The following is a 17,579-nucleotide window of genomic DNA, read 5'->3' on the forward strand; positions in this document are numbered from 1 at the left end:
CCCCTACGCACACTTCGTTGCGCGGAAGGATCGGTCATGCCGGCGCGCCTGTCGAGAGGTTCCGCGCCTCACTCCGCCGCATGATGCCGCAGCCGCCCGTCCTCGTTGGTGCGGCCGTTGCGGAGCTGCTCCTCGTACCAGCGGCGGTGATGGTCCTTGGCCCAGTTCTCGTCCACCACGCCGCGGCCCATGGCGTCGAAGGCGCCCTCCATGCCGATGGTGCCGATGTAGATGTGCCCGATGATCAGCGCGATCATCAGCGCGGCCACCACCCCGTGCGCCACATGCAGGATCTGCATGCCGCCGATCCCGGTGACGGCGAAGGGCATCATCAGCAGGAAGCCGGTGAGCGACAGCGCGAAGCCGCCGAACACCACCGCCCAGAAGACGCCCTTCTGGCCGGCATTGAAGCGCCCGGCCTCGGGATGCTCGCCGGACTTGCTCAGCACGCCGCCCAGCGTCTTCAGCCAGACCAGATCGGCCTTCTCCGGGATGTTGTCGCGCACCCACAGCACGAAGATCATCACCAGCCCGAGGACGAAGGGCACGCTGAAGAAATTGTGCATGTACTTGCTGGCCTCGGCCAGCATCGTGAAGTTGGGGTGGCCGATCAGCGGGATCAGCAGCATGCGCCCGAAGGTCAGGATCAGCCCGGTCAGCGCCATCAGCAGGAAGCTGACCGCCGTGGTCCAGTGGGCGAAGCGGTCCATGCCGCTGAAGCGCGGCACCGGACGCCCCGACCGGCCGCCGTGGATGCGGATGGTGCCGCGGATCAGGTAGAAGATCGCCAGCACCGCGATCGGCCCCAGGATCAGCGCGCCGGCGATGATCTTCAGCCAGACCATGCGGAACTCGCGCCATTCCCGCCCTTCCGGCTGAACCAGGACGCCCAGCTTTTCGTCGGGGATGCTGACCCGCCCGGAGAGCTTGCCGTCCGGCGTCTGGTAGAGCTGCACCTCGTCCTTCGAGGTCGGCGAGTTCGGCCCCGGCGTCTGGTAGAACTGCGCCTGCACCGCCGGTGCGGCGAGCAGCAGAACGAACAGGACCAGCAGGGGGCGCAGGAGCTTCGTCATGTCGCGTCCTTCCCTAGAGAGTATGCGCTTTGCGGGGTGCTTGATCGGGGGACGCTTGCCCCCACCCGCTCAGCTCCCGCCGGTGCCCTCGCGGCCCGGGCTGAAGGCGTTGCCACGGTCGTTCTCGCGGTAGGCGGTGGTCCAGCCCCAGGCGCCGGAGCCGTAACCGCGGCGCACCGTCCGCTCCTTGTAGATGTCGGCCAGGACGTCGCCGTCACCGGCCATCAGCGCGCGGGTGGAACACATCTCCGCACAGAGCGGCAGCTTGCCCTCGGCCAGCCGGTTGGCGCCGTATTTCTGATACTCCTCCAACGAGTTGTCCGGTTCCGGACCGCCGGCGCAGAAGGTGCATTTGTCCATCTTGCCGCGCCCGCCGAAGTTGGTCGCCTGCGGGTACTGCGGCGCGCCGAAAGGACAGGCGTAGAAGCAGTAGCCGCAGCCGATGCACAGGTCCTTCGAGTGCAGCACCACCCCGTCCGCCGTCTGGTAGAAGCAGTCCACCGGGCAGACCGCCGCGCAGGGTGGGTCGTTGCAATGCATGCAGGCCATGGAGATCGACCGTTCGCCGGGCACGCCGTCCTTCAGCGTGATGACGCGGCGGCGGTTGATGCCCCAGGGGATGTCGTGCTCGTTCTTGCAGGCGGTGACGCAGGCGTTGCACTCGATGCAGCGTTCCGCGTCGCACAGGAATTTCATGCGGGCCATGGTCGTGTGTCCTCCTTGCGGCGCGTCAGGCCGGTTCGACGCGGCACAGCGTCACCTTGGTTTCCTGCATGAAGGTCATGGGGTCGTAGCCGTAGGTCGTCACCCCGTTGGCCGGTTCGCCCAGGACGATGGGATCGGTGCCGGGCGGGTAGTTCTCCCGCAGGCTGTTGCCCTGCCAGTAGCCGGAGAAGTGGAAGGGCATGAAGACCGTGCCGGTGCCGATGCGTTCGGTCACCAGCGCGCGCATCCGCGCCTTGGAGCTGTCCTCCGGCCCGTAGACCCAGACCATGCCGCCGTCGCGGATGCCCAGACGCTCGGCGTCCTTGGGATTGATCTCCACGAACATCGTCTGTTGCAGCTCGGCCAGCCAGGGGTTGGAGCGGGTCTCCTCGCCGCCGCCCTCATACTCGACCAGCCGTCCGGAGGTCAGGATGAAGGGGAAGCGCTGGCGGATGTCGCTGTCCGCGATCTTGAACTGGAGCGAGCGGGCGAGCTGCGGCAGGCGGTAGTCGCGTCGATCCTCGATCGCCGGATACTCCTTCACCAGCTCCGGCCGCGGCGAATAGATCGGCTCGCGGTGCAGCGGCACCGGGTCGGGCAGGTTCCAGGCGACGGCGCGGGCCTTGGCGTTGCCGTGCGGCGAGCATCCATGCTTCAGCGCGACGCGGATGATGCCCATGGACAGGTCGGTCTGCCAGCTCACCTCGTCCACCTTGTCGCCGCCGATGGCCTGGATGACGCGCATCTCCTCCGCCGTCAGGTCCTTGTCCCAGCCCAGCTTCTTCAACATCGCCATGGTGAATTCGGGATAGCCGTCCTCGATCTCCGACCCCTTGGAATAGGAGCCGTCGGCGAGCAAGCTGACGCCGTTGCGCTCCACCCCGAAGCGGGCGCGGAAGACGCCGCCGCCCTCCATCACATGCTTGGAGGTGTCGTAGAGCACGGCGCAGCCGGGGTGGCGAAGCTCCGGATGGCCCCAGCAGGGCCAGGGCAGGCCGTAATACTCGCCCTTCAGCGGGCCGCTGGTCGCCTGCATGGTGATCTTGTCGAAATCGGCCTGATGCTTCATGTGCATCTTCAGCCGCTCCGGCGACTGGCCGGTGTAGCCGGTGGACAGGCAGCCGCGGTTGATCTCGCGCAGGATGTCCTCGGGCACCGGGCGGGTCTCCTCCACCGTGATGTGCTTGAACATCTCGTCGGCGAAGCCGAACTTGCGAGCCAGCAGATAGATGATGGTGTAGTCGTCCTTGGACTCGAAGATCGGCTCCACGACCTTCTCGCCCCACTGCATCGACCGGTTGGAGCAGGTGCGCGAGCCGTCCGTCTCGAACTGGGTGCAGGCCGGCAGGATGTAGGTGCCGTTCCGGCGTTCCTTGAAGGCGGCGAAGGTGGTCGGGTGCGGGTCGGCGATGACCAGCAGGGACAGCTGCTCCAGCCCCTTCAGCATCTCCGGCATGCGGGTGACGGTGTTGCCGCCGTGCCCGAAGACGACCATCGCCTTCAGCGGCGACGGCTGCTGGATTTCCTCCGGCTTGTAGGTGACGCCGTCGAACCAGCGGGTGGTCGGGATGCCCTTGGCCTCCATCAGCTCCTTGGAGGCGAAGCGGGCCTTCATCCAGTCGTAGTCGACGTCCCAGACGCGGCAGAAATGCTTCCACGCCCCCTCGGCCAGCCCGTAGTAGGAGGGCAGCGTGGAGACGTCGAGGCCGAAGTCGGTGGCGCCCTGCACGTTGCAGTGGCCGCGGTAGATGTTGGCGCCGCCGCCGGCCACCCCGATGTTGCCGAGCGCCAGTTGCAGGATCGACAGGGCGCGGACGTTGGCGGTGCCGGTGGTCTTCTGGGTGATGCCCATGCACCAGATGACGGTGGACGGCCGGTTCTTCGCCAGCGCCTCCGCCACGCGGTAAAGCTGCTCGCCGGGCACGCCGCTGACCCGCTCCACCGTGGCGGGGTCCCACTTCTTCACCTCGGCGCGGATCTCGTCCATGCCGTAGACGCGCTGGCGGATGTATTCCTTGTCCTCCCAGCCGTTCTCGAAGATGTGCCAGAGGATGCCCCAGGTGACCGGAATGTCGGTGCCGGGGCGGATGCGCACATAGTCGGTGGCGTGGGCGGCGGTGCGGGTGAAGCGCGGGTCGATGACGATGAAGGGCGCGCGGTTGTGCTCCTTGCCGCGCAGCATGTGGGGCAGCGAGACGGGATGCGCCTCCGCCGGATTGCCGCCGATGATCAGCAGCGCCTTGGAATTCTGGATGTCGTTGTAGCTGTTGGTCATGGCGCCGTAGCCCCAGGTGTTCGCCACCCCGGCGACCGTGGTGCTGTGGCAGATGCGCGCCTGATGATCGACGTTGTTGGTTCCCCAGAAGGCCGCCAGCTTGCGGAAGAGATAGGCGCCCTCGTTGGAGAATTTGGCGGAGCCCAGCCAGAAGGTGGCGTCCGGCCCGGACTGCTGGCGGATCTCCAGCAGCTTGGTCCCGATCTCCTCGATGGCCTGATCCCAGGAGATGCGCTGCCACTGGCCGTCCACCAGCTTCATCGGGTATTTCACCCGCCGCTCGCCCTTGGTCAGCTCGCGCACCGAGGCGCCCTTGGCGCAGTGCGCGCCCTGGCTGATCGGGCTCTCCCAGCCCGGTTCCTGCCCGGTCCAGACGCCGTTCTGCACCTCCGCGATCACCGTGCAGCCGACGGAGCAGTGGGTGCAGACGTTCTTGCGGGTGACGACCTCGACGTTGGGCAGGGTCGGCCCGGCCTCGGCCTTCTGGATCATCGCGGCGGGCAGCGCGCCCAGCGCCGCCATGCCCCCGGCAGCGAGGCCGGAGGTCTTCAGGAAGCCGCGGCGGTCGACGGTTTCTCCCAGCCCGGCGGTGCCCGCGGACAGTCCGTTGGCCGACAATCCGTTCAGGCGGCGGGACAGGGAGGCGCGGGTGGCGGCGGTTCCGGCGTTGCGCTTGACGAGCATGGGGCGGCCCTCTGGATCAAAGTCGCGGTCAGAGTCGGTTCAGCGCGTAGAAACGCTTCACGTGTTCGGTTTCGCGGTAGCGGGACTTCACCTGCTCCTGCCGCGATTCCATCGCTTCCGCCGGGGCGGCGCGCAGGGCCGCGGCCGCGGTAGCGGCACCCGCCGCACCGAGCCCGAGGCCCTTCAGCAGGCTGCGGCGTTCCAGTCCGGCCTTGCCGGCTTTCGGGTTGTCGTCACGGCGCATGGATCGTGCCCTCCCGCTGGTCGGCCCCGCGCGGCGCGCCCGGAGGGGCGGGCGCGATCATCGCGAAGGCGTTGGTCTCGATGTCCAGGAACAGCCGCCCGAAGGTGCCCAGGGGCCGGTAGAGATGCGCCGCCGACGCCTCCTCCAAATCCTGGAAGAAGCGGCCCGCCCAGGGAGCGAGGTGGCGCTCGAAGAAGCGCTTCTGGAGCGGCAGGTCCGGCTCGCCGTCCGCCGTGCCGATGGTCCCGGCGGCCAGCGCGCCCATGATCTCGGCGATGGCGGCGATGTGGTCCTCGGGCTCGCTGACGCCGGGAGCGCGCTCGATGCCCAGCGCCTGCATGTCCTCGCGCAGGCGGGCCAGCGGCCGGTCGATCAGGAAGCCGGTGCGGTAGTAGGAGGCGAAGGGAACCAGCTCGCCCCGCGTCACCCCGAGGAACAGCTCATGATACTCGCGCTCGGCCCGGTGTTCGCCGTCCGGGGCGCCGGCGAGCGTACGCGCACGTACGGCCAGATCGCTGATGGCCCGGCCCAGCGGCGAACCATCCCCGGTCAGAGCGCCGACCGTGGCCAGCAAGTCGCGCGACGGCGGACGCGCCAAGAGATGGGCCAGCAGGCCGTACGCCTGCGCCCGCAGCCGATCCGCGTCGTCGATGATGGCCGTTTCCGCCATGCCCTTGCCCCGCTTCGCCTTTCCCGTGGCCGGTTAAGGTCCGGCTCATCAGCGACAACAGCGGGAATGCCCAAAGGTTGCGCAGTCCGGGCGGGGTGGTGGGGTTGCCTTCGCACCTCGGTGCTGCCCCTCCCTAACCCTCCCCCGCTTTCGCAGGGGAGGGGACTGCCGCCACTTCGCGATCATCTCCCTCCCCTGCGCAGCGGGGGAGGGCCGGGGTGGGGGCAAGGCCCTCGCTTTCCTCAGACTTATCCATGTCAGCAACCACCACCTCTTCCGGCTTCTCCTCCTCCGGCGGCTTCTCGTCGGTGGCGATGCGGTCCAGCAGATCGGCGATGCGGTCGGTGTCGAGCAGCTTGCCGTAGCCGGGGGCGTTGCAGTCCCAGTCATACTCGGCGAAGCCGCGGAAGCCCGCGATCACCGGGTCGCTGGTCCAGGCCTTGCGCAGGGCCAGCCGTTTCAGCTCCTGCGGGACGTTGCTGGCGAGGAAGCCGGTGTAGTCGCTGTCCGCACCCAGGCTCTCCACCGGCGGCAGGCTTTCCGGATCGAAGGGTTCCGGAGGCGGAGCGGCGATGGCCTGCGGTTCCTCCGCCGCGTCCCGCTCCTCCGGCGGTTCGGGGACCTCGACGGGCGCCGTGCGCGCCTCCTGCTTGCGCCGCGACCAGCGGGACAGGAAGCCTTCCGACCCGTCATCCATGGCGCTGATCCTTTCCAGATTGAGCAACCGGGGAACGGCGGGCCATCGCCTCCGGGTCGGCGCGGTCGCGCTGGCGCTTGTAGAAGGGCCGTTCGGTGTGGTGGCGGGCCACGAAATCGCGCATCCACGCCGCGAGGTCGGGCGGCAGTGGAATCGCTTCGATCAGGTCGTCGCCCGCGTCGGAATGGGCGTCGACCTCGCCGGGATCGACGGTGACGGCGAGCAGCCGCAGCCCCGGCTCCTCCGCGCAGCGGCGCAGGATGACGTAGAGCATCGGGTGGCCGCCCTTCAGATTCTCGACGTAATTCTCCGTCTCGCCGGGATGGAGCACGATCTCCGCAGCGCCCGCGTAATAGCCGGTGCGCTCGCCATCCTGCGCCAGCACGGTCCAGGGCGCGCGGTCGGGCAGCGCCGGCAGGGCGCCGGTGACGCGCCAGCGGGCGTCCACCCACGGGTTGTCGATGCGCTGGCGCTCCACCGTGATCCCGACGCCGCGCCGTTCGGCCTGTCCGGTCATGACCGCGTCTCCCGTGCCGTGGGGATCAGCCGCCGTTCCCAGACCCTCCGCACCGGCTCGAACCCCGCGTCCATCCAGCGGTCGATCCAGGTCAGGAAATGCCGGGTGAAGCTCTCCAGCACCGCCACGGCGTCGGTGTCGCCGAAGCCCTCCTCGCGCAGCGCCGTGCGGTCGGGGTGGCGCCCCGGGTCGGGGTCGTCGGGGTCGCCCAGAACCTCCAGCTCCGCCCCGACCACGGCCCAGGCGGGAAGCCCGTCCTCGGCGCCGGGCCCGAGCGCGACGGTCACCCCGCCGGCCACCGCACCGTTCAGCAGCAGGCGGCCCGCGCCGTCGAAGCGGATACTCTGGTTCGGCGGCCCCAGCGCCTCCAGCGCGTCGGCCAGCGCGACCAGGGTGACGGCGGCGAGGCCGTCCCCCGCGTCCGGCCGGTCGGGGACCAGCACCACCGCCACGTCCAGCCGGTCGCGCCGGCCGCTGTGGACGAGCGTGCCGGGTGCCGCCCCCTCCGCGGCGAAGCGGCAGGCGGTGGCGAAGGGGCCACCCGCCTCGGCGGGCCAGGGCTGGAAGATGGGCGGCAGAGTCGGGGCGTCGGTCGGGTCCATGCCCCTGATAACGCGCGAACGGGAGGGTTGGTGCCAACGCCTGTTGGTGGGAGGGACGGCCTTGTCACCCCTTCATTCAAAAAAGGAGTCCGCCGCCTTGCTCGCCGCCCTCATTTCCTCCGGTCTCGTCTCCTCCGGCCTTGTCGCCGGGCTTTTGATGACCGGCAACGTCATCGCCCAGGAAGTCAACAAGGAGTCGCTGTCCAACGACATCAAGGTGCAGCAGAGCCAGGAGCCGCCGCCCAACGAACAGGGCGTGCGCGCGCCCAAGGCCACCACCAGCGGCGAAACCCAGGGGGCGGAGCTTCAGCAGGCCCTGGCCGACGTCCGCCGGGCGCCGCCCGACCTCCAGGGCAACCCGGTGCCGCGCCCCAACCAATGGGCCAGCGAACCCGACATGGGGCACGAGCCGACGCGCTCCGAGAACCCCTCCGACCTGAGCAGCCAGGAAGCCAAGTAGGACGAATCACCGACGTTCCGCACGACGCATTCTTTTCCGCTTGATATGCTCCAATCGAGCATTTATGGTTTTGCTCATAGCGAGCATTAAAGGAATGCGCCATGCGCGACACCACCGGCCTTGCCTACACGCCCGACATCGCCGCGGCGACGCAGCCGATCTACGAGCGCATGAAGCGCGTGGTCCCCGCCGTGGAATGGCCGTTCCACGCCCCCCTGGTCCACGAGATCAACCGCCTGAAGCGGGAACGCAACGCGGTGATCCTCGCCCACAACTACCAGACGCCCGAGATCTTCCACGGCGTGGCCGACATCGTCGGCGACAGCCTGGCGCTCGCCGCCCGCGCGACCGAGACCGACGCCGACGTGATCGTCGTGGCCGGCGTTCATTTCATGGCGGAGACGGCGAAGCTGCTGAACCCGGCCAAGACGGTGCTGATTCCCGACACCGGAGCGGGATGCTCGCTGGCCGAATCGATCACCGCCGCCGACGTGCGGTTGCTGCGCGAGCGCTATCCGGGCGTGCCGGTGGTCGCCTACGTCAACACCTCGGCCGACGTGAAGGCGGAGGTGGACATCTGCTGCACCTCCGGCAACGCGGTGGAGGTGGTGGAATCGCTGGGGGCGCCGCGTGTCATCATGCTGCCCGACGAGTATCTGGCGAAGTACGTCGCCACCCAGACCAGCGTCGAGATCATCGCCTGGAAGGGCCATTGCGAGGTGCACGAGCGCTTCACCGGCGACGAGATCCGCGAGTTCCGCGGGCGCTTCGACGAGCTGATCGTCATCGCCCACCCGGAATGCCCGCCCGACGTCCTGGAGGCCGCGGACTTCGTCGGCTCCACCGCGCGCATGGTCGATTTCGTGGCGGACCGCCGCCCGCCGCGGGTGCTGATGGTCACCGAATGCTCGATGAGCGACAACGTCGCCGCCGCCTCGCCGGAGACGGAGTTCGTGCGGCCCTGCAACCTGTGCCCGCACATGAAGAAGATCACGCTGGCGAACATCCTGGACAGCCTGCGCACGCTGGAACCGCAGGTGACCATCGCACCGGAGGTGGCCGACCGCGCCCGCCGTTCGGTGGAACGGATGCTGGCGGTGAAGCCGCGCTGACCGCTTATTCCCTCTCCCCTCCGGGGAGAGGGTCAGGGTGAGGGGGTTGCGCTTTTGCCGGACGCACGGCCATGCACATCCCCCTCACCGGCCCTCCGGGCCACCCTCTCCCCAGAGGGGAGAGGGCTCGATTCTCCATCATGAGAACCCGCCCATGCCCACCGCCTACACGGTCCGCGATTCGGAGGTGGTCGTCATCGGCTCCGGCATGGCCGGGCTGACCGCCGCCCTGCATCTGGCGCCGCGCGCCGTCACGCTGCTGACCAAGACGCCGGACCTGCCGGGCGGCTCCAGCAACCACGCCCAGGGCGGCATCGCCGCCGCCATCGGTCCCGGCGACGGGCCGGAGGCGCACGCCGCCGACACGGTGGCTGCCGGCGCCGGTTTCGTGGACGCGGACCGCGCCCTGCTGCTGACCCGCGAGGGGGCGGAGCGGGTGCGGGCGCTGCTCCTCGCCGGGCTGCCCTTCGACCGCGCCGCCGACGGCGCCCCCCTGCTGGGACGGGAAGCGGCGCACGGGGCGGCGCGCATCGTCCATGCCGGCGGCGACGCCACCGGAGCGACGCTGGTCGCGGCGCTGGCCGAGCGGGTGCGCGCCACCCCGTCGATCCGGGTGGAGAGCGATGCCTTCGCTGTCGATCTGGCGGTGCGCAACGGGCGGGTCTGCGGCGTGCTGGCCTGCCACCCGGAAGGCTGGGTGTTCCACCGCGCGCCGCGCGTGGTGCTGGCGACCGGCGGAGTCGGCGGGGCCTACGCCCGCACCACCAACCCGCCGGAGGCGACCGGCGACGGGCTGGCGCTGGCGGCGCGGGCCGGGGCTTTGCTCGCCGACGTGGAGTTCGTGCAGTTCCACCCCACAGCGCTCGCCGTGGACGCCGACCCCGCCCCGCTGCTGACCGAGGCGCTGCGCGGCGCCGGGGCGCGGCTGCTCGACCGGCGCGGGGTGCGCTTCATGGCGGCGGAGCACCCGCTGGCCGAACTGGCCCCGCGCGACGTCGTGGCCCGCGCCATCGGCGCCCGCGTCGCGGCGGGGGGAGCCGGTGTGGCTGGACATGCGCCCGGCGCTGGCCGCCAAGCCGGACGGCTTCCCCACCGTGCTGGCGCTGTGCGCCGCCCATGGGCTGGACCCCTGGCGGGAGCCGGTGCCGGTCGCCCCGGCGGCGCATTATCACATGGGCGGGGTGGTCACCGATCCCGCCGGGCGGACCAGCCTGGACGGGCTGTGGGCCTGCGGCGAGGTCGCCTGCACCGGGGTCCACGGCGCCAACCGGCTGGCCAGCAACTCCCTGCTGGAGGCCCTGGTGTTCGGCGCGCGGGTGGCCCGCGACGTGGCCGGGCGGGACCTGCCCCCCCTGCCGCCCGTCGCCCTGCCCGACGCCCCGGCGGTCGCCGGGGAGATCGGGGCCGGCCTGCTCGACGCCATCACCGACGAATCCCGCCGCACGCTCTACCAGGGCGCCGGGCTGGTGCGGGACGGGGTGGGGCTGCTGGCCGCCCGGCGCAAGCTGGATCGTCTCGCCGTGGCGCTCGACGCGCTGTGCGGCGTCGGCCCGGCGGACCTCGCCGCCGTTCGCCTCTGGGGCGAGGCGCGCAACCGCCTGCTGGCCGGGCGGCTGATCGTCCACGCGGCGCTTGCCCGCAGCGAAAGCCGCGGGGCGCATTTCCGCACCGATTTCCCGCAGGAAGACCCGGCGGCGCAGCGCCACCGCTTCACCCTCACCGACCTGACCGGGGCCGCCGGCCCCCTTTCCGGAGACGCCGCATGCTCCATCCTCTGACCTATGAACCGATCGTCCGCGCCGCTCTGGCGGAGGATCTCGGGCGGGCCGGCGACATCACCACCGACAGCATCGTCCCGGCGGACGCCGTGGCGACGGCGCGGGTGGCCGCGCGCCAGGACGGGCGAGTCGCCGGGCTGGAGGTCGCCCTGTCCGCCTTCCGCATCCTCGACCCGGCGGCGGAGCTGCGGGTGGAGCACGGCGACGGCGCCGACGTGGCCCCCGGCGCCACCATCGCCACCGTGACGGCCCGCGCCCGCGCCCTGCTGACGGCGGAGCGCACGGCGCTGAACCTGCTGGGCCGCCTGTCCGGAATCGCCACCGCCACCCGCGCGCTGGTGCGCGAGGTCGAGGGGACCCGCGCCCGCATCGTCTGCACCCGCAAGACCACCCCCGGCCTGCGCGTCCTGGAAAAGCACGCGGTGCGGCTGGGCGGCGGCTTCAACCACCGCTTCGGGCTCGACGACGCGGTTCTGGTCAAGGACAACCACATCGCCGTGGCCGGCGGCATCCGCCCGGCGGTGGAGCGCGTCCGCGCCGCCATCGGCCACATGGTGAAGGTGGAGGTCGAGGTGGACACGCTGGCCCAGCTGGAGGAGCTGCTGACCCTGCCGGTCGACGTCGTTCTGCTCGACAACATGGACCCGCCGACGCTGCGCCGCGCCGTCGCCATGGTCGACGGCCGCATGGTGACGGAGGCGTCGGGCAACGTCACCCTGTCCACCGTGCGGGCCATCGCGGAGGCGGGCGTGGACATGATCTCGGTCGGCTGGCTGACCCACAGCGCGCCGAACCTGGACGTCGGGCTGGACATGTAAGGGACTGAATGGGGAGGGGACGCGCTGTCCCCTCCTCCCGAAACGCCGTTCTCAGTGCCCCATGAAGTTCCGGTACTGCACGGTGTTGTCCTCGCTCAGCCGGACCGAGGGTGCGGCGTAGGTCTCGTCGGCGGTGCGGCCGAGCGTGCCCTCCAGGATCACGCTGGCGCCGATGGCGAGGACGACGGCGGTGGCCAGGGCCATTCCGAACGCTTTCATGAGGCTTCCCTCCTGCTGTGGACCGGAGCGGACGATGGGGCGGCCGGTTGGGTGGCGCCGATCCCGGAAATGCCGCGCGCGCCCTCCGCCACCGCGCCTTCGGCCTTGGCGATGCGGGTGTAAAGCGCCAGCGCCTGCGCCACCACCTGATCCATGTTGTAATAGCGGTAGGTCGCCAGCCGCCCGACGAAATGGACGTTCGGCGTGGCGTCGGCCAGCTCCTGGTACTTGCGGTAGAGGGCGGCGTTCTCCGCGCGGGGAATCGGGTAGTAGGGGTCGCCCTCCGCCGATGGGTACTCGTAGGTCAGGCTGGTCCGCGGGTTGGTCTGGCCGGTCAGGTGCTTGTATTCGGTGATGCGGGTGTGCGGCACTTCCTCGCCGGGGTAGTTCACCACGGCAACGGGCTGGAACCATTCCTGATCCACCGTCTCATGCCGGAAGGTCAGGGAACGGTAGGGCAGCTTGCCGAACCGGTACTCGAAATACTCGTCCACCGGGCCGGTGAAGATCAGGTTGCGGTAGCGCACGTCGCGCACCACGTCGCGGAAATCGGCGCCCAGGCGGATGGTGATGTTCGGGTGGTCGAGCATATTCTCGAACATCCGCGTGAAGCCGTGCAGCGGCATGTTCTGGAAGCTGTCGCCAAAATAGCGGTCGTCGTCGTTGGTCCGCGTCGGCACCCGGGCCGTCACCGCCTTGTCGAGGTCCGAGGGGTCGAGGCCCCATTGCTTGCGGGTGTAGCCGCGGAAGAACTTCTCGTACAGCTCCCGCCCAACCGCGCCGACCACCACGTCCTCCGAGGTGCGGACGTCGGCCACCGGTTCCGCGCGGCTCTTGAGGAACTCCGCCACGCCGGCCTCGTCGAGGTCCAAGCCATACAGTTGGTTGACCGTCGTCCGGTTGATCGGGATCGGGACGAGCTGCCCGTCGACATGGGCGAGCACCCGGTGCTCGTAGGGGCGCCACTTGGTGAAGCGGGACAGATAGTCCGCCACCGGCTGCGAATTGGTGTGGAAGATGTGCGGGCCGTAGCGATGGATCAGCACGCCCGCGTCGTCGTGATGGTCGTAGGCGTTGCCGCCGATGTGCGGGCGCCGGTCGATCAGCAGCACCCGCTTGTCCAGCCCCGCCGCCAGACGTTCCGCCAGCACGCTGCCGGCGAAACCCGCCCCGACGATCAGATAATCGAAAACCGCCGGCCCGTCCGTCCGCCCCACGTAGGCCGGTCCGGTGGGAGCCGGAGCGGCTCCATCGAAATCACGCATAAGCTCTGCCTTCCTCGTCCCGCCAAAAGGCGGACGAGCGGGGCAAGCCGTCCGGCGCCCCACCCGTCCGCACATCCTGCGAACGGTGGAACCCGCCGGTGGTTCCGGAGGAAGACAGTCGAGAAGGAGGTACCGTTGCAGGGTACCTCCCGTGGCATCAGCCTCCGAAGACGGTGTTCAGCTGCGCGCCGACGCGGACGAAGGTGGTCCGCTTCGACACCTCCTTCAGCTTGGTGGCGCCGATGTAGGTCATCATGCTGCGCACGCCGCCCATGATCTCCTGCATCGTGCCGTCGATCGGTCCGCGGTATGGGACCTCCACGGTCTTGCCCTCCGACGCGCGGTAGGAGGCGACGCCGCCCGCGTACTTGTGCATCGCCGTGTCGGACGACATGCCGTAGAAGGTCATCGCCACCGGCACCTTGCGTCCGTCGCGCTCCTCGTAGCGGATGTCGCCCTCGCACTCGTCATGGCCGGCCAGCATGCCGCCGAGCATCACGAAGTCCGCACCGGCGCCGTAGGCCTTGGAGATGTCGCCCGGCACCGTGCAGCCACCGTCGCCGCAGACCTGCCCCTTCAGCCCATGGGCGGCGTCGGCGCATTCGATGATGGCGGAGAGCTGCGGGTAGCCGACGCCGGTCATCTTGCGCGTCGTGCAGACCGACCCCGGCCCGATCCCGACCTTGATGATGTCGGCCCCGGCGAGCACCAGCGCCTCGGTCATGTCGCCGGTCACCACGTTGCCGGCCATGATGACCATGTCCGGGTTTTCCGTCCGCAACCGGGCGATGACGCGCACGAAGCGTTCCGTGTAGCCGTTGGCGACGTCCAGGCAGAGCTTGCCCACCGGGGCCTTGGCCTTCACCGCCTGGAACTTGTCGTAGTCGGCTTCCGTCGTGCCCAGCGAGTAGAAGACGTTGGCCGTGTCCTCGTCGCGGAAGAAGGGGATCAGGGATTCCGCCGGGTAGTGCTTGTGCAGCGCGGTCATCGCGCCGAAGCGCGAGAGGGCGCGGGCGACGGCCATGGTGCCAACCACGTCCATGTTGGCCGCGATCAGCGGGAAGCCCGTCCATTCCAGCCCGCTGTGGACGAAGCGGAAGGTCCGCTCGATGTCCACGTCGTTGCGGCTTTCCAGGGTGCTGCGCTTCGGGCGGATCAGCACGTCCTTGAAGTCCAGCTTCAGATCGTTCTCGATGATCACCGGCGGGTCGTCCTTATCCTGTAAATGCCTGCTTTCAGGCCCCCTCCCCAGCCCTCCCCCGCTTTGCGGGCGAGGGTGCCTTCCGCGAAGCGGCGGCAGTCCCCTCCACCTCGTAGAGGGGGAGGGTTAGGGAGGGGGCAACGTCAGCGCCGATGCGCCTTCGCAGAAATCGCTCACCCCTCGCCCAGCACCTCCAACAGCGACAGCGCCACAACCTCCGTCGCCTTGAACAGATCGGACAGCGGCAGGCGCTCGTCAGCGCGGTGGGCGTTGGCCTCCTCGATGGTGTGGGGGCCGGCGCCGAACAGGGCGATGGGCACGCCGGCGTCGGAGTAATGGCGCGCGTCGGTGTAGAGCGGCACGCCCTTGGTCTCCACCGGCTCGCCCATGACGCGGCTGGCGTGGGCGCAGAGAACGGCGGCCAGCCGGTCGGTGCCGGGCAGCGGAGTCAGCGGGCGCGCCAGCAGGATGCGGCGGACCTCGACGCGGGCCTTCGGGAAGGCCGTGGCCGCGTCGGCGATGAGCGCGCGCAACGTCTCCTCCACCGTCTCCGGCGCCTCCTCCGGGATCATGCGGCGGTCGAGGCGCAGGGTCACGCGGTCGGGGACGACGTTGGTGTTGATGCCGCCCTTGATCAGCCCGACCGTCAACTGCGGCGAGCCGATGCCCCCCACCGCCGACACGGTGCCGGCGTAACCCTTGCGGTGCTCGTAGAGCGCGCCGAGGATCGCCGTCGTCGCCTCCAGCGCGTCGATGCCGGTCATCGGCAGGGCGGCGTGGGCGGACTTGCCGGTGACCTCGACCTCCAGGTGCAGGCAGCCGTTGTGGGCGGTGACGACGCCGTAGCTGAAGCCCGCGGCGATGGCGAAGTCCGGCTTGGTCAGCCCCTCGTCGAGCAGCCATTTCGGCCCGATCTCGCCGCCCGCCTCCTCGTCGTAGGTCAGGTGCAGTTCCACCGTGCCGCGATCCAGACCGGCCTTCTCCAGCGCCAGCAGCGCATAGGTGTAGGTCACGAAGTCGGATTTCGAAACGGCGACGCCGCGCCCGTACATCCAGCCGTCCACCACCTCCGCCCCATAGGGATCGCGGGTCCAGCCCTCGCCCGGCGGCACCACGTCGCCGTGGGCGTTCAACGCCACGGTCGGCCCGTCGCCGAAACGGCGGCGCACGATCAGGTTGGTGGCGGAGATCATGCCGTTGGCCCGCACCAGCTCCGCCGGGACCGGGTGGCGCTCCACCGTCAGGCCCATGGCCTCCAGCAGCGCGGCGGCGCGCTCGGCGTGGGGGGCGCAGTCGCCGGCCGGGTTGTCGGAAGGCACCTTGACCAGTTCGGCCAGGAAGCGGACCTGCGCGTCGCGGGTCTGCTCCAAAAACGCGCGGATGGCCTGTTGGGCGGTGTCGGTCATGCTGTCGGGGTCTCGTGCTCGAAGTGGCGGATGATGTCCAGGAGGATCCGCACCGACAGGTCGGCGTCCTCCGCGGTGATGGATTCGGCGGGGTTGTGGCTGATGCCGCCCGCGCAGCGGACGAACAGCATTCCCATCGGCAGCACACCGGCGAAGGCCATGGCGTCGTGCCCGGCGCCGCTGGGCAGCGACAGGGGACGGACGCCGGCGCGGACCACGGCGGCCTCGATCTGCCGCCGGATGCCCGGAGAGCAGGGGGCGGCCGCCGCGTCGTGGGTGGTCTCCACCGACAGCTCGACGCCGCGGCGGGCGGCGATGCCCTCGAAGTCGGCGAGGATGGCCGCGCAGGCGTCCCGCCGCACGGCGTCCTCCGGCGCGCGGACGTCGAGGGTGAAGACGACCTCGCCGGGGATGACGTTGACGGCGCCCGGCTTCGCCTCGATCCGCCCCACCGTCGCCACCAATCCGGCTTCGGGGGCCCCGGCGTCCGAGGCCGCGGCCACCCGCTCCGCCGCCAGGGTCATCTCGGCGGCGGCGGCCAGCGCGTCGCGGCGCAGCGCCATGGGCACCGTACCGGCGTGGCCGGCCATGCCGCGCAGCCGGACGGCGAAGCGCGTGGCGCCGTTGATGGCCGTGACGATGCCGACCGGCAACCCTTCCGCCTCCAGCACCGGCCCCTGTTCGATGTGGACCTCCAGGAAGGCCATCGCCTCGCCCGGCTTGCGGGCCGCCGCCGCGATGGCCTCGGGGTCGCCGCCGAAGGCGCGCAGCGCGTCGGCCATGCGCACGCCGTCGCGGTCGCGCGTCTCCAGCGCCGCCCGGTCGAAGCGGCCGGCCACGGCGCGGCTGCCGGTCAGGGTCACGGGAAAGCGCACCCCTTCCTCGTCGCCGAAGCCCAGCACCTCGATGGCGAAGGGCAGGCGCTCGCCGCGCCGGTCCAGCTCCGCCACCGCGGCGACGGCGGCGAGCACGCCCAGATTCCCGTCATACCGGCCGGCGTTGCGCACCGTGTCGATGTGGGAGCCGATCAGCAGGGCCGGCGCGCCCGGCACGGTCCCCTCGTAGCGGCCGACCACCGTGCCCGCCGGGTCGAGCCGGGCGTTCATCCCGGCCTTGCCCATCAGCTCCATCAGCCAATCCGCGGCGGCGCGGTGCTGGGTCGTCAGGAACAGGCGGGTCAGCAACCCCGGCTCCTCCGTGAAGCCGGCGAAGGCGTCGAGCCGCGCCATCAGGTCCGCGCCGAAGCCGGTCATGACTGGATGTCCTTGGGAAGCAGGTCCTTCAGGCGCAGCCAAGTGATGCGCTCGACCTGGGCCAGCGCCGTGGCGAACTCCTCCTCCGGGCCGTTGGACAGGCGGGTCTCGAACGCTTCCAGGATGTCGGCGCGGCTGCGGCCCTTGACCGCCAGGATGAAGGGGAAGCCGAAGCGCGCCTTGTAGGCGTCGTTCAGTTCGGTGAAGCGGGCGAACTCCTCGGGCGTGCAGCGGTCCAGCCCGGCGCTGGCCTGCTCCGCCGTGCTGTCGGCGGTCAGCTCGCCGCGCAGCGCCAGCCGGCCCGCCAGATCGGGGTGGGCGTTCAGCAGCGCCAGCTTCCGGTCATGGTCGGCGGCGCGCAGGACGGCGACCATCGCGGCGTGCAGCCCGTCCGCGTCGTCCGGCGCGTTTCCGGCATCCCAGGCGCCTTCGGCGACCCAGGGCGAATGTTCGAACACGCCGCCGAATCGGGCGACGAAACTTGCACGGTCCATCTCGCTCGGTCGCATCCCGGCCTTCCCTGATCGGTCCTCTGCCCCGCAGCATACCCGCAATCGCCGAGGTCCGCTTTTTCGATCCGTTTGAAAGTCTTTTTGCGCA

The 17,579-nt window shown here is 70.3% G+C and carries 18 protein-coding genes and 1 pseudogene; 5 read left to right on the forward strand and 14 right to left on the reverse strand.

Going from position 1 to position 17,579, the window contains the following annotated elements; genetic code table 11:
- Positions 1–68: 68 nt before the first annotated feature.
- The 8 genes from ABAZ39_RS15335 to ABAZ39_RS15370 form a co-directional block, all read right to left on the reverse strand.
- On the reverse strand, positions 69–1,073 hold the full coding sequence (locus ABAZ39_RS15335; protein ID WP_051658145.1) for a formate dehydrogenase subunit gamma: 1,005 nt from the start codon (positions 1,071–1,073) through the stop codon (positions 69–71).
- A 69-nt stretch (positions 1,074–1,142) separates the two neighbouring features.
- Complete coding sequence (fdh3B, locus tag ABAZ39_RS15340; protein ID WP_040133893.1) at positions 1,143–1,778, reverse strand: formate dehydrogenase FDH3 subunit beta; 636 nt, start codon at positions 1,776–1,778, stop codon at positions 1,143–1,145.
- Positions 1,779–1,803: 25 nt separating this feature from the next.
- Positions 1,804–4,737 (reverse strand): formate dehydrogenase subunit alpha, encoded by a 2,934-nt coding sequence (locus ABAZ39_RS15345; RefSeq protein WP_040133894.1) that lies wholly within the window; start codon positions 4,735–4,737, stop codon positions 1,804–1,806.
- 28 nt (positions 4,738–4,765) lie between these two features.
- Positions 4,766–4,981 (reverse strand): twin-arginine translocation signal domain-containing protein, encoded by a 216-nt coding sequence (locus ABAZ39_RS15350; RefSeq protein WP_040133895.1) that lies wholly within the window; start codon positions 4,979–4,981, stop codon positions 4,766–4,768.
- Positions 4,971–5,651: a TorD/DmsD family molecular chaperone gene (locus tag ABAZ39_RS15355; RefSeq protein WP_040133896.1), complete on the reverse strand. Its 681-nt coding sequence runs from the start codon at positions 5,649–5,651 to the stop codon at positions 4,971–4,973. Before ABAZ39_RS15355 ends, ABAZ39_RS15350 begins: the two co-directional genes overlap by 11 nt.
- A gap of 133 nt (positions 5,652–5,784) precedes the next feature.
- Complete coding sequence (locus ABAZ39_RS15360) at positions 5,785–6,348, reverse strand: DUF3306 domain-containing protein (RefSeq protein ID WP_051658146.1); 564 nt, start codon at positions 6,346–6,348, stop codon at positions 5,785–5,787.
- Entirely contained in the window at positions 6,341–6,865 is a 525-nt protein-coding gene (locus tag ABAZ39_RS15365) for a DUF3305 domain-containing protein (RefSeq protein ID WP_040133897.1), read from the reverse strand. Before ABAZ39_RS15365 ends, ABAZ39_RS15360 begins: the two co-directional genes overlap by 8 nt.
- Positions 6,862–7,467: a biotin/lipoate--protein ligase family protein gene (locus ABAZ39_RS15370; protein WP_051658147.1), complete on the reverse strand. Its 606-nt coding sequence runs from the start codon at positions 7,465–7,467 to the stop codon at positions 6,862–6,864. The genes ABAZ39_RS15365 and ABAZ39_RS15370 overlap by 4 nt, the downstream gene beginning before the upstream one ends.
- Before the next feature lie 97 nt (positions 7,468–7,564).
- Here ABAZ39_RS15370 and ABAZ39_RS15375 point away from each other — a divergent pair, with 97 nt between their 5' ends.
- The 5 genes and pseudogenes from ABAZ39_RS15375 to nadC all read left to right on the forward strand — a co-directional run bounded on the left by ABAZ39_RS15375 (position 7,565) and on the right by nadC (position 11,635).
- The gene (locus ABAZ39_RS15375; RefSeq protein ID WP_014198016.1) at positions 7,565–7,927 is read left to right on the forward strand and encodes a hypothetical protein; all 363 of its coding nucleotides are present in this window, start codon (positions 7,565–7,567) and stop codon (positions 7,925–7,927) included.
- A gap of 101 nt (positions 7,928–8,028) precedes the next feature.
- Complete coding sequence (gene nadA, locus ABAZ39_RS15380) at positions 8,029–9,039, forward strand: quinolinate synthase NadA (RefSeq protein WP_040133898.1); 1,011 nt, start codon at positions 8,029–8,031, stop codon at positions 9,037–9,039.
- 208 nt (positions 9,040–9,247) lie between these two features.
- Positions 9,248–10,018: pseudogene (locus ABAZ39_RS37530) on the forward strand (FAD-binding protein); the annotation flags it as partial.
- 61 nt (positions 10,019–10,079) lie between these two features.
- A complete protein-coding gene (locus ABAZ39_RS37535) occupies positions 10,080–10,817 on the forward strand; it encodes an FAD-binding protein (RefSeq protein WP_308217014.1) in 738 nt (245 codons plus the stop codon).
- Complete coding sequence (nadC, locus tag ABAZ39_RS15390) at positions 10,802–11,635, forward strand: carboxylating nicotinate-nucleotide diphosphorylase (protein WP_040133899.1); 834 nt, start codon at positions 10,802–10,804, stop codon at positions 11,633–11,635. Before ABAZ39_RS37535 ends, nadC begins: the two co-directional genes overlap by 16 nt.
- A gap of 51 nt (positions 11,636–11,686) precedes the next feature.
- On the opposite strand, the gene ABAZ39_RS36540 is transcribed toward nadC, so the two are convergent.
- The 6 genes from ABAZ39_RS36540 to uraD all read right to left on the reverse strand — a co-directional run bounded on the left by ABAZ39_RS36540 (position 11,687) and on the right by uraD (position 17,473).
- Entirely contained in the window at positions 11,687–11,854 is a 168-nt protein-coding gene (locus tag ABAZ39_RS36540) for a hypothetical protein (protein ID WP_174451769.1), read from the reverse strand.
- On the reverse strand, positions 11,851–13,119 hold the full coding sequence (gene glf, locus ABAZ39_RS15395; RefSeq protein WP_040133900.1) for a UDP-galactopyranose mutase: 1,269 nt from the start codon (positions 13,117–13,119) through the stop codon (positions 11,851–11,853). Before glf ends, ABAZ39_RS36540 begins: the two co-directional genes overlap by 4 nt.
- A gap of 157 nt (positions 13,120–13,276) precedes the next feature.
- Entirely contained in the window at positions 13,277–14,320 is a 1,044-nt protein-coding gene (locus tag ABAZ39_RS15400; protein WP_040133901.1) for a GMP reductase, read from the reverse strand.
- Between the two features lie 173 nt (positions 14,321–14,493).
- A complete protein-coding gene (locus ABAZ39_RS15405; protein WP_040133902.1) occupies positions 14,494–15,726 on the reverse strand; it encodes a M20/M25/M40 family metallo-hydrolase in 1,233 nt (410 codons plus the stop codon).
- Positions 15,723–16,979: an allantoate amidohydrolase gene (locus ABAZ39_RS15410; protein ID WP_051658148.1), complete on the reverse strand. Its 1,257-nt coding sequence runs from the start codon at positions 16,977–16,979 to the stop codon at positions 15,723–15,725. The genes ABAZ39_RS15405 and ABAZ39_RS15410 overlap by 4 nt, the downstream gene beginning before the upstream one ends.
- Positions 16,976–17,473: a 2-oxo-4-hydroxy-4-carboxy-5-ureidoimidazoline decarboxylase gene (uraD, locus tag ABAZ39_RS15415; RefSeq protein ID WP_040133904.1), complete on the reverse strand. Its 498-nt coding sequence runs from the start codon at positions 17,471–17,473 to the stop codon at positions 16,976–16,978. The genes ABAZ39_RS15410 and uraD overlap by 4 nt, the downstream gene beginning before the upstream one ends.
- Positions 17,474–17,579: the final 106 nt, after the last annotated feature.

It is taken from the genome of Azospirillum argentinense (assembly GCF_000632475.1).
GTDB lineage: Bacteria > Pseudomonadota > Alphaproteobacteria > Azospirillales > Azospirillaceae > Azospirillum > Azospirillum baldaniorum.

Coding starts and splice junctions, on each gene's coding strand:
- ABAZ39_RS15405 (WP_040133902.1), bottom strand. CDS start 15,726: ATGACCGACACCGCCCAACAGGCCATCCGCGCGTTTTTGGAGCAGACC.
- ABAZ39_RS36540 (WP_174451769.1), bottom strand. CDS start 11,854: ATGAAAGCGTTCGGAATGGCCCTGGCCACCGCCGTCGTCCTCGCCATC.
- ABAZ39_RS15355 (WP_040133896.1), bottom strand. CDS start 5,651: ATGGCGGAAACGGCCATCATCGACGACGCGGATCGGCTGCGGGCGCAG.
- ABAZ39_RS15370 (WP_051658147.1), bottom strand. CDS start 7,467: ATGGACCCGACCGACGCCCCGACTCTGCCGCCCATCTTCCAGCCCTGG.
- ABAZ39_RS15335 (WP_051658145.1), bottom strand. CDS start 1,073: ATGACGAAGCTCCTGCGCCCCCTGCTGGTCCTGTTCGTTCTGCTGCTC.
- nadA (WP_040133898.1), top strand. CDS start 8,029: ATGCGCGACACCACCGGCCTTGCCTACACGCCCGACATCGCCGCGGCG.
- nadC (WP_040133899.1), top strand. CDS start 10,802: ATGCTCCATCCTCTGACCTATGAACCGATCGTCCGCGCCGCTCTGGCG.
- uraD (WP_040133904.1), bottom strand. CDS start 17,473: ATGGACCGTGCAAGTTTCGTCGCCCGATTCGGCGGCGTGTTCGAACAT.
- ABAZ39_RS15345 (WP_040133894.1), bottom strand. CDS start 4,737: ATGCTCGTCAAGCGCAACGCCGGAACCGCCGCCACCCGCGCCTCCCTG.
- glf (WP_040133900.1), bottom strand. CDS start 13,119: ATGCGTGATTTCGATGGAGCCGCTCCGGCTCCCACCGGACCGGCCTAC.
- ABAZ39_RS15365 (WP_040133897.1), bottom strand. CDS start 6,865: ATGACCGGACAGGCCGAACGGCGCGGCGTCGGGATCACGGTGGAGCGC.
- ABAZ39_RS15410 (WP_051658148.1), bottom strand. CDS start 16,979: ATGACCGGCTTCGGCGCGGACCTGATGGCGCGGCTCGACGCCTTCGCC.
- ABAZ39_RS15360 (WP_051658146.1), bottom strand. CDS start 6,348: ATGGATGACGGGTCGGAAGGCTTCCTGTCCCGCTGGTCGCGGCGCAAG.
- fdh3B (WP_040133893.1), bottom strand. CDS start 1,778: ATGGCCCGCATGAAATTCCTGTGCGACGCGGAACGCTGCATCGAGTGC.
- ABAZ39_RS15350 (WP_040133895.1), bottom strand. CDS start 4,981: ATGCGCCGTGACGACAACCCGAAAGCCGGCAAGGCCGGACTGGAACGC.